Source organism: Pseudomonas sp. MIS38 (assembly GCF_019891575.1).
Taxonomy (GTDB): domain Bacteria; phylum Pseudomonadota; class Gammaproteobacteria; order Pseudomonadales; family Pseudomonadaceae; genus Aquipseudomonas; species Aquipseudomonas putida_A.
This window is the reverse complement of the sequence record NZ_JAFLXF010000001.1, coordinates 386,769-399,783: the sequence shown is the minus strand read 5'-3', so window position 1 is coordinate 399,783 and position 13,015 is coordinate 386,769. Positions and strand designations below refer to the sequence as shown.

Sequence of the window (13,015 nt, the reverse complement as noted above, 5' to 3'; positions counted from 1 at the left end):
GCCTTTTTTGCACCTGAAATTTAACTCAGTGAACAGTGAGGACAATCCCCACCCGCGTCAGCCAGTCGGCTTCGAGGCCAAAGTCCGCCTGAGTCAGCTGGTTTTCATCCAACCAGTTCTCCGGAAATTCCACGTCGAGGGTGTTGCCTTTGGCATGCAGCGTCACTTGTGGCATCGCCTGGGTGCCACGGATGTGGTGGAACAGGATCGCGAAGCGCAGCAGCACGCACAGGCGGATCAGCTTGTCGCCGTCGTCACCGAACTCGGCGAACTTGTCCTTGGGGATGTTGCGGCGGTGGCCGCGCACCAGCAGAGCGAGCATTTGCTGGTCTTCGCGGGAGAAACCGGCAAGGTCCGAGTGCTCGATCAGGTAGGCGCCGTGCTTGTGGTAGTGATAGTGCGCGATGTCGAGGCCGACTTCGTGGACTTTCGCCGCCCAGCCCAGCAGTTCACGCCAGATGCCGTCATCCAGCTCCCAGTCCGCGGCGACCTGATCGAAGGCGTGCAGGGCTTTGCGTTCTACCCGCGCCGCTTGTTCCAGGTCGACGTGATAGCGCTCCATCAGCGAAGTCAGGGTGCGCTCGCGCACGTCTTCGTGATGATGGCGCCCGAGCAGGTCGTAGAGCACGCCTTCACGCAGTGCGCCTTCGCAATGATCCATGCGTTGCAGTTCGAGGGCGTCGAAGATCGCTTCGAGAATCGCCAGGCCAGCCGGGAAGATTGCCCGACGGTCAGGCTTGATGCCTTCGAAGTCGATCTTGTCGACATCCCCCAGTTTGAACAGACGACGTTTGAGCCAGGCCAGGCCTTCGGCATTCACTTCGCCGGTGCCATGCCCGCCGGCCTTCAGCGCCAGGCCGATGGCGCGGATGGTGCCCGAGGAGCCGATGGCTTCATCCCAGGTCAGGCGGTGCAGGGCGTGCTCGATGCTCATGATCTCCAGCCGCGCCGCGGTGTACGCCTGGGCGTAACGGGCCGGGGTGATCTTGCCGTCCTTGAAATAACGCTGAGTGAAGCTGACGCAGCCCATTTGCAGGCTTTCGCGCAGCAGCGGTTCAAAACGCTGCCCGATGATGAATTCAGTACTGCCGCCGCCGATGTCGGCCACCAGACGCTTGCCCGGGGTGTCGGCGAGGGTGTGCGAAACGCCCAGATAAATCAGCCGCGCTTCTTCACGGCCGGAGATGACTTCCACCGGGTGACCGAGGATTTCTTCGGCGCGGTGGATGAATTCCAGGCGATTGCGCGCTTCGCGCAGGGCGTTGGTGCCGACGATCCGCACGGCGCCCAGTGGCATGCCGTTGATCAGTTGGGCAAAACGCTTGAGGCAGTCGAGGCCGCGCTGCATCGATTCTTCGTTGAGATGGCGCTCATCGTCGATACCGGCGGCGAGCTGCACTTTCTCTCCGAGGCGCTCCAGGATGCGGATCTCACCGTTCTGGGCCTTGGCCACGACCATGTGGAAGCTGTTGGAGCCCAGGTCGATTGCGGCGATCAGGGACAGATTCTTGGCTTTGGATTGCGGCATGGTCAGGGGGTCTCGGTCGATAACCCCGCCATCGTGCCACGATCAAACGCTGACGCCAACGCGCATGGCTCAAACCGTTGATCCTGCGCATAAAAGCTTGAGACCGCGGCGCGGCCATTCGCGAGCAGGCTCGCTCCCACAGGTTTTTGTGTCGAACACACAATCATGTTCCGCCGCAGAACCCTGTGGGAGCGGGCTTGCCCGCGAAGGGGCCGCTAAAGTCCCTGAATAACCTTCAGGCTGTCGCTTCAACCGTACCAATGAAATTCGCCAGCTCCGCCGTCTGCGGATTGGCAAACAACACCTTCGGATCCCCCACTTCATGCACCTTGCCATGGTGCATGAACACCAGTTTGTCACCGACTTCCCGGGCAAAGCGCATTTCGTGGGTGACCATGATCAGCGTCATGCCTTCCTTGGCCAGTTGGCGCACCACGGCGAGCACTTCATTGACCAGCTCCGGGTCCAGCGCCGAGGTGATCTCGTCGCACAGCAACACTTTCGGCGACATCGCCAGTGCCCGGGCAATCGCCACGCGCTGTTGCTGTCCGCCGGACAACCGATCCGGGAAGGCGTCGAACTTCTCCCCCAGCCCGACGCGTTCGAGCATCTTGCGCGCCAGTTCGGCCGCCTTGGCCTTCGGTACTTTCTGCACCACTTGCGGCGCGAGCATCACGTTCTCGCCGACGGTCAGGTGCGGGAACAGGTTGAACTGCTGGAACACCATGCCGACTTTCTGCCGCAGGCTGCGCAGGTCGGCGCGGGCGGCGTCGAGGTATTCGCCGTCGACTTCGATCACCCCGTCGTTGATCGACTCCAGACCATTGAGGGTGCGCAGCAGGGTCGATTTGCCCGAGCCGCTGCGGCCGATGATCGCCACCACCTGGCCTTCCTCGACGCTCAGGTCGATGCCTTTGAGCACGTGGTGATCGCCGTAGTATTTATGCAGGGCGGAAATTCTAAGCAGAGGCATGCAGTCTCCTTTCCAGGTAGCGCGCGCTGAGCGACAAGGGGTAGCAGAGCAGGAAGTAGCCGAGGGCGACGAGGCCGTAGACCATGAACGGTTCGAAAGTGGCGTTGGCGAGCATGCCGCCGGTCTTGGTCAGCTCGGTGAAGCCGATGATCGAGGTTACCGCAGTGCCTTTGACCACTTGCACCGAGAAGCCCACGGTCGGCGCCACGGCGATGCGCAGCGCCTGCGGCAGGATCACGTAACGCAATTGCTCCAGTGGATTCAGCGCCAGGCTCGACGAGGCTTCCCACTGGCCATTGGGGATCGCTTCGACGCAACCGCGCCAGATCTCCGCCAGATAGGCGCTGGTGAACAATGTCAGGGCAATCGCCGCCGCCATCCACGGCGAGATCTCGATCCCGGCCAGCGCCACGCCGAAGAACACCAGAAACAGCTGCATCAGCAGCGGTGTGCCCTGGAACAGCTCGATCCAGGTGCGGGCGATATTGCTCGGCAACGGGTTTTTCGAGATGCGCATGATCAGAATCAGCAGCCCGACGATCCCGCCGCCAATGAACGCCACCAGCGACAACGCCAGCGTCCATTGCAGGCCGGTGAGCAGGTTGCGCAGGATGTCCCAGAAGGTGAAGTCGCTCATTGGCTGCTCCTCGCGATATAGCGGCGGCCGATCCAGTTCAGCAACTGGCGGATCAGCAGCGCCATGCACAGGTAGATCAGCGTGGTCAGCGCATAGGTTTCAAAGGCGCGGAAGTTGCGCGACTGAATGAAGTTGGCGGCGAAGCTCAGCTCCTCGGTGGCGATCTGCGAACACACCGCCGAACCGAGCATGACGATGATGATCTGGCTGCTCAGGGCCGGCCAGACCTTGCCCAGTGCCGGCAGCAGGACCACATGGCGGAACGCTTCGAAACGGCTCATCGCCAGTGCGGCAGCGGCTTCCAGTTGTCCGCGCGGAATCGCCTGGATGCCGGCGCGGATGATCTCGGTCGAATACGCGCCGAGGTTGATCACCATCGCCAGCACCGCCGCCTGCCACTCGGAAATCTGCACCCCGAGCGAGGGCAGGCCGAAGAAGATGAAGAACAGTTGCACCAGAAATGGCGTGTTGCGGATCAACTCGACGTAGACGCCGAAGAGTGCCGAGAACGGGCGGATGTTCCACGCCCGCACCAGTGCGCCGACGATGCCCACGCCGACCCCGAACAGCGCGCCAATCGCCGTCAGCTCCAGGGTGAACAGGGCGCCGCGCAGCAGCAGGTCGGTGTTTTGCACCACCGGCATGAAATCGAACTGATAAGCCATCGATTGTCTCCCGCGCGACCGATCAGAGGTCGGCCGGCAGCGGCTCTTTGAGCCAGGTCTGCGAGTTTTTCTCCAGCGCGCCGTCAGCCTTGGCGGTGGCGAGGATCTCGTTGACCTTGCTCAGCAGCGCAGGCTCGTTCTTGTTCACGCCGACGTAGACCGGCGAATCCTTGAGCTTCACTTTGAGCGCCGGCACGCGTTTCGGGTTCTTCTCGCTGATCGCCACCATCACCACGTTGCCGCTGGCGATCAGATCGACTTGCCCTGCGAGGTAGGCGGCGATGGTCGAGTTATTGTCCTCGAAGCGCTTGATGGTCACGCCTTCGGGGGCGACCTTGGTCAGCTCGATGTCTTCGATGGCGCCACGGGTGACGCTGATGGTTTTGCCCTTGAGGTCGTCGAGCGTAGTGACGGCGGCATCAGGCGGGCCGAACACCGCGAGGTAGAAAGGCGCGTAGGCGTGGGAGAAGTCGATGACTTTCTCGCGCTCCGGGTTCTTGCCGAGGCTGGAGATCACCAGGTCGACCTTGCCGGTGGTGAGGAACGGGATGCGGTTGGTGCTGTTGACCGGGGTCAGCTCGAGTTTGACCTTGAGTTGCTCGGCCAGCAGTTTTGCCGTGTCGATATCCAGGCCACGGGGTTTCATGTCCGGGCCGACCGAGCCGAATGGCGGGAAGTCCTGAGGCACGGCAACTTTCAGTGTGCCGCGTTTGACCACATCTTCCAGGCCATCGGCGTGGGCGGGGATCTGGCTCAGCATCAAGCTGGAAAACAGAGCGGCGAGGAGGGCTCGGTAACGCAGGGTCATGGCAAATCTCCGGATCGACGGGAAGTGATTTCTGCGATCGGACAGAGCACGGGCCGTGCCAATACCCGGATTTATCCCCGGCAGGCCGCGGGTTTGCCGGGTTTATTCGGTCTTACTGGTCTGAACAGTCAGGTTGTTTTTCGCACTCCGATGGCGCACCGGCAGCGGGCGCCGAACCCCGCTGGGGCACGACTTGCCGGATCCGGCGAATAGCTTTACAACTAGCCGCACCTTGGCCTGGCTCGTCTGAAAAACCATGAACTCGATCTCCCGCGCCGTACCCGAAGTGGCGCTGCAAGCCATTCGCAAACTGATCACCGAGCAGGGTTTCGGTGCGGGCGATGCGTTGCCGTCGCAACGGGATCTGGCGGTGCAACTGGGGGTCAGTCGGGCGTCGTTGCGCGAGGCGCTGTCGTCGCTCAGTGCGCTGGGCGTGGTCAGTATCCATCCGGGCAAAGGCGTGTTCGTGCAGGCACCGGTGGACATTGCGCAGGGTGACAATGCGCCGGGCTGGCCGTTCGCAGCGCAGGCCTCGCCGCTCGACATCTTTCAGTTGCGCTATGCGCTGGAGGGGTTTGCCGCCGGGCTGGCGGCGGTGACCTTGAGCACGTTTGACCTGGATGCGCTGGAGGACAACGTTGCGGCGATGCGCGAGCAATTGAAGGCTGGGGACTTCGAGGCTGCGGCGAAACTCGACTTCGAATTCCACCGGCGCATTCTGCTGGCCAGCGGCAATCAGGCGATGCTGAGCATCCTCACCGCCAGCGCCGAGATCTTTCTGGAGAGCCAGAAGCTACCGTTCATCCGCGCCGAACGGGCGATGGAAACCTGGCAGGAGCACCGCAAGATCCTTCGTGCCCTCGCGCGCCGGGCGTCCGCTGCGGCCCAGAAGGCCATGCAGGAGCACGTGCGCAATGCGGCCCTGCGCACCGGAATTTCCTTCATTGCCCCCGCCACGGCGTGACTTGGGCTATACCCAAACTCATCGAGTGCCATAGCAAGACTCAATCAACTGCGGCTTCCTGAACAAGGGAAGGGCGGCTATGATGGGCCACGTTTTTTTGCTTACAACCTGGAGAATTCCATGAGCAGCGATCTTATCAAACACGTTAGCGACGCCAGCTTCGAAGCCGACGTACTCAAGGCCGAAGGCGCTGTACTGGTCGACTACTGGGCTGAATGGTGCGGCCCTTGCAAAATGATCGCTCCGGTTCTGGACGAGATTGCCGAGACTTACAAAGGCAAGCTGACCATCGCCAAACTGAACATTGACGAAAACCAGGAAACCCCGGCCAAGCACGGCGTGCGTGGTATCCCGACGCTGATGCTGTTCAAGAACGGCAACGTTGAAGCGACCAAGGTCGGCGCCCTGTCGAAGTCGCAACTGGCTGCTTTCCTCGACGCCAACATCTAAGCGTCGCAGTAAATCGCCGAAAAAAAGCCTCGCAATTTGCGGGGCTTTTTGCGTATTCAGGGCTAGACGCTCCGAAACTCAGGTGGTACATTCGGCCCCGCACTGGTTTCTCCACTGCCCCCTGCTAGCCGTCGCCGACGCACTCCTTTTCGAACAAGTTCGCGATCCTGTCGCCTTCTCCGCGGCGCGGCCTCATTAAGCCAAAAGCTTAATTTCCCCCCTCCATAAATGATTACGTCATTCCTATATGAATCTGACTGAACTCAAGCAAAAGCCGATTACCGAACTGCTCGAATTGGCCGAACAGATGGGCATAGAAAATATGGCCCGTTCGCGCAAGCAGGACGTGATTTTCTCCCTGCTGAAAAAGCACGCGAAAAGCGGCGAGGAAATCTCCGGTGATGGCGTGCTGGAGATTCTCCAGGACGGCTTCGGCTTCCTGCGCTCCGCTGACGCTTCCTACCTCGCCGGCCCGGACGATATCTACGTCTCGCCGAGCCAGATCCGTCGTTTCAACTTGCGCACCGGTGACACCATCGTTGGCAAGATCCGCCCTCCGAAGGAAGGCGAGCGTTACTTCGCTCTGCTCAAGGTCGACACGATCAACTTCGATCGTCCGGAGAACGCGAAGAACAAGATTCTCTTCGAGAACCTGACCCCGCTGTTCCCGACCGTGCGCATGAAGATGGAGGCCGGCAACGGTTCCACCGAAGACTTGACCGGTCGTGTGATCGACCTGTGCGCCCCGATCGGCAAAGGCCAGCGTGGTCTGATCGTTGCACCGCCGAAAGCCGGTAAGACGATCATGCTGCAGAACATCGCGGCGAACATCGCCCGTAACAACCCTGAAGTTCACCTGATCGTGCTGTTGATCGACGAACGTCCGGAAGAAGTAACCGAAATGCAGCGCACCGTGCGCGGCGAAGTGGTTGCCTCGACCTTCGACGAACCGCCGACCCGTCACGTGCAGGTTGCCGAAATGGTGATCGAGAAGGCCAAGCGCCTGGTCGAACACAAGAAGGACGTGGTGATCCTGCTCGACTCCATCACCCGTCTGGCCCGCGCCTACAACACCGTGATCCCGAGCTCCGGCAAGGTGCTGACCGGTGGTGTCGATGCTCACGCCCTGGAGAAACCGAAGCGTTTCTTCGGTGCTGCGCGCAACATCGAAGAAGGCGGCTCGCTGACCATTATCGCCACCGCGCTGGTTGAAACCGGCTCGAAGATGGACGAAGTGATCTACGAAGAGTTCAAGGGTACCGGCAACATGGAACTGCCTCTGGATCGCAAGATCGCCGAGAAGCGTGTGTTCCCGGCCATCAACATCAACCGTTCCGGCACCCGCCGCGAAGAGTTGCTGACCGCCGACGACGAACTGCAGCGCATGTGGATCCTGCGCAAGCTGCTGCACCCGATGGACGAAGTCGCTGCCATCGAGTTCCTGGTCGACAAGCTGAAAACGACCAAGACCAACGACGAGTTCTTCCTGTCGATGAAGCGCAAGTAACATCGCCGGTTGAACCGATAAAAAGGGCGCCCCTTTGGGGGGCGCCTTTTTTTTGCATGAAATTTACCCCGGCAATGGGAGGTTCCTGATCTGGTAAGGTCTGTGATCGGGCAACCCACAAACAGCGCTCGGAGCCTCTGTGATTAAGGCTCGTGCTGTACAAAAAACAACCACCTGATTGGCATTAAAGATTTTATGAGCACACTCGCTTATCGAAGGGATATCGACGGCCTGCGCGCAGTCGCGGTGATCGCCGTGGTGCTGTTCCATTTTGGCGTCCCGGGGTTTACCGGCGGTTTTGTCGGCGTGGACGTGTTCTTCGTGATTTCCGGCTACCTCATCACCTCGATCATCTGGAATCAGCGTCAGGCTGGCCGTTTCAGCTTCGTCGAGTTCTGGGCGCGGCGTGCGCGGCGGATTCTGCCGGCGCTGTTCGCGATGATCATTGCGGTGCTGGCGGTGGGCTGGTTCCTGCTGGCGCCCAAGGACTACGAAGAGCTGGGGCGCTCGGTGCGCTATCAGGTGACGTTCGTCTCGAACATCCTGTTCATGCGTCAGGACGGCTACTTCGACGTTGCCTCTGACCTGAAACCGCTGTTGCACACGTGGTCACTGGCGGTGGAGGAGCAGTTCTACATCTTCTTCCCGCTGCTGCTGACGTTGCTCTCGAGCCGCCTGAAACACTGGCGGCTGGCGCTGTTCGGCGTGCTGCTGGTGTCGTTCGGGCTGAGTGTGTGGGCGATCCAGCATCATCCGGAGAAAGCCTTCTTCCTGCTGCCGATGCGCGCCTGGGAGTTGCTGGCCGGGGCGATGCTGGCGGTTGCGCCGAAACACGCCTGGCGCTTGAAGCCGCTGGCCGCCCAGGCCTTGAGCCTGCTCGGCATGGGGTTGATCCTGCTGGCGGTGTTTGCCTATGACAAGTCGACGCCGTTCCCGGGTGTCACGGCGTTGCTGCCGGTGCTGGGCGTGGTGCTGCTGATTCTGGCCAACGGTCATCGCGAAACGCTGGTTGGTCAATTGTTGAGCAGTCGGGTGATGGTCGGCCTCGGGCTGATCTCCTATTCCTGGTATTTGTGGCACTGGCCGGTATTCGTGTTTTCCAGCTACGCCAGTGTCGATGAGCCGGGCGCGCTCGACACGGCCGGGTTGATTCTGCTGACCCTGGTGCTGGGTTATCTGTCATGGAAGTTCGTCGAAACGCCGTTCCGTGAACGGCGCCTGCTCGCCGGTCGTCGGCAGATTCTGCTGGCCGGTTTCTGCGGGATCCTGGTGCTCGGTCTGGCCGGGCAATCACTGCGCTGGACCGATGGCTTGCCATGGCGCCTGTCCGAGCAGGCGCTGCAATATGCCAAGGGCCGCGAGTGGCGGCCGGAGCTGATGGCATGTCTGGCGGACGACAAGACCCCTGACGACAAGCTGTTCTGCCATTACGGCGTGGTGGATCTGCCGACCCGCGCGCTGGTCTGGGGCGACAGCCATGCCACGGCGCTGATCCCGGTGTTCGATGACGGTGCCAAAGCTCACGGTGTCAGCGTGATTCTGGCCAGTTCTCCGGGTTGCATTCCGGTCGATGGGCTGGAGCATGACGGGGTTTGTGCACGCTTCAACAAGCGGGTCGAGCAGGGGCTGAAAACCCAGGCGATCAGCGATGTGGTGCTGGTCGCCCGCTGGAGCCTGTACCTGTACGGCGATGCCAAGGGTGATCTCGGGCATGTCTTGAGAACGCCAGACGGTCGTTACGATCGCGCCGAGGCCGAGCAGCGTTTTGCCGAAGGCCTGCGCACTCGCGTCGCGCAATTGCGGGGGGCCGGGCATCGCGTATGGCTGGTGAAAGAGGCGCCTTTGCAGGCATTCAGCCCGCCGTATCGGCTGACGCGACTGGCGATGCTCCATCGTCCGGTGGATGACGTCGGGCTGGCCGTCGAGGCGCACCACAAGCGTCAGGTGTTCATCAGTCAGTTGTTCGCGCAGTTGGCGCAGAATGATCCGGCGGTGCGCGTGGTCGATCCGGCGCCGCGACTGTGTGATGAAAACGGCCTGTGCCACGCCGAGCTCGGCGGCTACTCGCTGTACACCGATGACAATCACCTGTCCGAAGTCGGTGCGCGGTTTGTGGCGCCGATCCTCGAGCCGCTGTTTATCGGCCTGCAAGGCCGGGAAAACCTTGGCAAAGCGCAGACGAATGCAGCCAAGTAAGCAGCGACAGGCTGCCACAGGGCTGCATAGCAGGTAGGATGTACGCCTATTTTGAGGGTGCCATCGTCAATGAAATTCAAGGATCTTCGGGATTTCGTGCAGCAGCTTGAGCAGCGCGGAGAGTTGAAACGCATCCAGATTCCCGTCTCGCCGGTGCTGGAGATGACCGAGGTGTGCGACCGTACGCTGCGGGCCAAGGGCCCGGCGCTGCTGTTCGAGAAGCCGACCGGCTACGACATCCCGGTGCTCGGCAACCTGTTTGGCACCCCGGAGCGGGTGGCCATGGGCATGGGCGCCGAGTCGGTCAGCGAACTGCGCGAGATCGGCAAGCTCCTGGCTTTCCTCAAGGAGCCGGAGCCACCGAAGGGCTTGAAGGACGCGTGGTCGAAACTGCCGATCTTCCGCAAGATCATCTCGATGGCGCCGAAAGTCGTCAAAGACGCGGTGTGCCAGGAAGTGGTCATCGAAGGCGACGACGTCGACCTGGCGATGCTGCCGGTGCAGACCTGCTGGCCCGGCGACGTCGGCCCGCTGATCACTTGGGGCCTGACCGTCACCAAAGGCCCGAACAAGGATCGCCAGAACCTCGGTATCTACCGTCAGCAAGTGATCGGCCGCAACAAGGTGATCATGCGCTGGCTCAGCCACCGTGGCGGTGCGCTGGACTTCCGTGAGTGGTGCGAGAAGCATCCGGGCCAGCCGTTCCCGGTCTCCGTGGCACTGGGCGCCGACCCTGCGACCATTCTCGGCGCCGTGACGCCGGTGCCGGACAGTCTCTCCGAATACGCTTTCGCCGGCCTGTTGCGCGGTAACCGCACCGAGCTGGTCAAGTGCCGTGGCAACGACCTGCAAGTGCCGGCCACTGCCGAGATCATCCTCGAAGGGGTGATCCATCCGGGCGAAATGGCCGACGAAGGCCCGTACGGCGACCACACCGGTTACTACAACGAAGTCGACAGCTTCCCGGTGTTCACCGTCGAGCGCATTACCCACCGGATCAAGCCGATCTACCACAGCACCTACACCGGCCGTCCACCGGATGAGCCGGCGATCCTCGGCGTGGCGCTGAACGAAGTGTTCGTGCCGATCCTGCAGAAGCAGTTCCCGGAGATCACCGATTTCTATCTGCCGCCCGAAGGCTGCTCGTACCGCATGGCCGTGGTGACGATGAAGAAGTCGTATCCGGGGCATGCCAAGCGCGTGATGCTCGGTGTCTGGTCGTTTTTGCGACAGTTCATGTACACCAAGTTCGTTATCGTCACTGACGACGATATCAACGCCCGGGACTGGAACGACGTGATCTGGGCCATCACCACGCGCATGGACCCCAAGCGCGACACGGTGATGATCGACAACACGCCGATCGACTACCTCGACTTCGCCTCGCCGGTGTCCGGCCTGGGCTCGAAAATGGGCCTGGATGCCACCCACAAGTGGCCGGGCGAAACCACTCGCGAGTGGGGCCGCGTAATCGTCAAGGACGACGCCGTCACCCAGCGGATCGATGCCATCTGGAATCAGTTAGGAATAGATTGATGCGTGTAACCCTGCAGCCCTCCGGAGCGGTGCTTGAGATACGGCCCGGCGAGCGGATTCTCGATGGTGCGCGGCGCCTGGGCTATGAATGCCCGCAAAGCTGCCGCAACGGCAATTGCCACGTATGTGCGGCGCTGCTGGTGGAAGGCCGGGTCGAGCAGGCCGGCAAGGTGCACGACCACGGCGAGTTCTACACTTGCATAGCCGAGCCGCTGGAAGACTGCGTCCTGCTGTGGGATGGCGTGCTCGCGCTGGGAGAACTGCCGGTGCGCAGCCTGTCGTGTCAGGTCATCGAATGCCGGGATGTCGGTGGCGACACCTGGCGCGTGCGCCTGCGTGCGCCGGCCGGCAAGCCGCCGCGTTATCACGCCGGGCAGTACCTGATGATCGAGCGTGAAAACGGCGAGAAGTCGGCGTTCTCCATGGCCTCGGCGCCGCACGGCGGGCGCGATCTGGAAATCCACGTGCTGGCCCGTGAGGCCAGTGCGCTAAGTCTGATCGAGCAGTTGCAACGCAACGCGATGGTGCGCGTCGAGCTGCCATTCGGTGACACTCACCTCGCCGAGTTGCCTGACGGGCCACTGGTGTTGATCGCCGCCGGCACCGGCATGGGCCAGATCCACAGCCTGATCGAACACTGCCGTGCCAACGGCTTCAAACACCCGGTGCATCTGTATTGGGGGGTACGCCGTCCGGAAGATTTCTACGAGATCGAACATTGGGACGAATGGTTGAAGCTGCCCAATCTGTTCCTGCACAAAGTCGTCAGCGACCAGTGCGGTTGGGAAGGGCGCTGCGGGATGCTGCACCAGGCCGTGTGCGAAGACTTCGCCGATCTGAAGTCCCTGCATGTATACGCCAGCGGCTCGCCGGCGATGGTCTACGGCACGCTGGATGCGCTGGTGGAAGCCGGGATGGATGCGCACCAGATGCGCGCCGATGTATTTGCGTATGCGCCGCGCTCTTGAGCCGAGCTCTTGCGTCCCGCGCCTGAGCCGCGCTTCTAGAAACGCACGCCGCTAGTCACCATCGCCGCATTGGCGCCGAGAAATACCAGCTCGGCGGCCAATGGGCCGTAGTGAGTCCCGACGGACGGAATGATCACCGGCGCAACGCCGTAGCGGTTCAAAGGAATCTTGTCCTTGTAATCACCGCGATAACCCTGCAACAGCCCACCCGTGAGTTTCAGATACAGCGGATATTCGCTGCTGTCATAGCGCTTGCCGACATAGGCGTAGTTCGAGCGCTGGCGGAACGAGTTACGGAAAGTTGCCCCGCCAAATACCCAGCCGGACGCCTGATTGCGTTCGATGCCGATCAAGTCCTGATGATTATTGTGCTCGGGGTCGGGCGAGTAATGTCGGGTGTAGACACTGGTCTGGGCATACCAGAAGCCTTTGCCTTGCGCATTGTCCTCGGCCAATGCATGGCCGGCCTGAGCCATCAGCAACGCGGCCAGAAGTCTTGGGATTTTCATAGTGCAGCCTCAGTTAAACGGGATGGCTTGCGCCAGAGGAAAGCCGTTATACGTAGGCGTTCAGCGACGGAGAAGAAAGAAAGTCCGACATTTTAGTAGGAAGATTCCTGCGCGTTCTTGAACCAATCCTGAACAAGCGAAGGCTTATGCATATTTCATTCGGGTATTTAAGATATTTCGGCAATGGTATTAGGCTATATAAAACCGCATAGCGTTGACTAATACACCCGATTTAGCGCTATCGAGCAGGTCATACATCCTTTAGCACTTTTCG

12 protein-coding genes are annotated in these 13,015 nt (G+C 61.2%); 6 read left to right on the top strand and 6 right to left on the bottom strand.

Going from position 1 to position 13,015, the window contains the following annotated elements:
• Positions 1–25 precede the first annotated feature (25 nt).
• The 5 genes from ppx to J1G18_RS01770 all read right to left on the bottom strand — a co-directional run bounded on the left by ppx (position 26) and on the right by J1G18_RS01770 (position 4,611).
• The gene (gene ppx / locus J1G18_RS01790) at positions 26–1,528 is read right to left on the bottom strand and encodes an exopolyphosphatase (protein ID WP_027610472.1); all 1,503 of its coding nucleotides are present in this window, start codon (positions 1,526–1,528) and stop codon (positions 26–28) included.
• 235 nt (positions 1,529–1,763) lie between these two features.
• The gene (locus J1G18_RS01785; RefSeq protein WP_095137640.1) at positions 1,764–2,501 is read right to left on the bottom strand and encodes an amino acid ABC transporter ATP-binding protein; all 738 of its coding nucleotides are present in this window, start codon (positions 2,499–2,501) and stop codon (positions 1,764–1,766) included.
• Positions 2,488–3,138, bottom strand: coding sequence for an amino acid ABC transporter permease (locus J1G18_RS01780; protein WP_095137639.1), 651 nt, complete (start codon positions 3,136–3,138; stop codon positions 2,488–2,490). The genes J1G18_RS01785 and J1G18_RS01780 overlap by 14 nt, the downstream gene beginning before the upstream one ends.
• Complete coding sequence (locus J1G18_RS01775) at positions 3,135–3,803, bottom strand: amino acid ABC transporter permease (protein ID WP_027610474.1); 669 nt, start codon at positions 3,801–3,803, stop codon at positions 3,135–3,137. Before J1G18_RS01775 ends, J1G18_RS01780 begins: the two co-directional genes overlap by 4 nt.
• 22 nt (positions 3,804–3,825) lie before the next feature.
• Positions 3,826–4,611, bottom strand: a complete 786-nt coding sequence (locus J1G18_RS01770) for a transporter substrate-binding domain-containing protein (RefSeq protein ID WP_103368182.1) — start codon at positions 4,609–4,611, stop codon at positions 3,826–3,828.
• A gap of 256 nt (positions 4,612–4,867) precedes the next feature.
• On the opposite strand from J1G18_RS01770, the gene J1G18_RS01765 reads away from it, so the two are divergent.
• The 6 genes from J1G18_RS01765 (at position 4,868) to J1G18_RS01740 (ending at position 12,232) form a co-directional block, all read left to right on the top strand.
• Positions 4,868–5,575: a FadR/GntR family transcriptional regulator gene (locus J1G18_RS01765; RefSeq protein ID WP_223007003.1), complete on the top strand. Its 708-nt coding sequence runs from the start codon at positions 4,868–4,870 to the stop codon at positions 5,573–5,575.
• Positions 5,576–5,695: 120 nt separating this feature from the next.
• Complete coding sequence (gene trxA / locus J1G18_RS01760) at positions 5,696–6,025, top strand: thioredoxin TrxA (protein WP_003177349.1); 330 nt, start codon at positions 5,696–5,698, stop codon at positions 6,023–6,025.
• 247 nt (positions 6,026–6,272) lie between these two features.
• Positions 6,273–7,532 carry a transcription termination factor Rho gene (gene rho, locus J1G18_RS01755; protein WP_003229334.1) on the top strand — a complete coding sequence of 420 codons (1,260 nt, stop codon included), beginning with the start codon at positions 6,273–6,275 and terminating at the stop codon, positions 7,530–7,532.
• Positions 7,533–7,727: 195 nt separating this feature from the next.
• Positions 7,728–9,728: an acyltransferase family protein gene (locus J1G18_RS01750; RefSeq protein ID WP_223007002.1), complete on the top strand. Its 2,001-nt coding sequence runs from the start codon at positions 7,728–7,730 to the stop codon at positions 9,726–9,728.
• 69 nt (positions 9,729–9,797) lie between these two features.
• Positions 9,798–11,264 (top strand): 4-hydroxy-3-polyprenylbenzoate decarboxylase, encoded by a 1,467-nt coding sequence (gene ubiD, locus J1G18_RS01745; protein WP_003229330.1) that lies wholly within the window; start codon positions 9,798–9,800, stop codon positions 11,262–11,264.
• The gene (locus J1G18_RS01740) at positions 11,264–12,232 is read left to right on the top strand and encodes a CDP-6-deoxy-delta-3,4-glucoseen reductase (protein WP_134784928.1); all 969 of its coding nucleotides are present in this window, start codon (positions 11,264–11,266) and stop codon (positions 12,230–12,232) included. Before ubiD ends, J1G18_RS01740 begins: the two co-directional genes overlap by 1 nt.
• A gap of 35 nt (positions 12,233–12,267) precedes the next feature.
• On the opposite strand, the gene J1G18_RS01735 is transcribed toward J1G18_RS01740, so the two are convergent.
• Positions 12,268–12,741, bottom strand: a complete 474-nt coding sequence (locus J1G18_RS01735; protein ID WP_139055148.1) for a sn-glycerol-3-phosphate transporter — start codon at positions 12,739–12,741, stop codon at positions 12,268–12,270.
• Between the last annotated feature and the right edge of the window lie 274 nt (positions 12,742–13,015).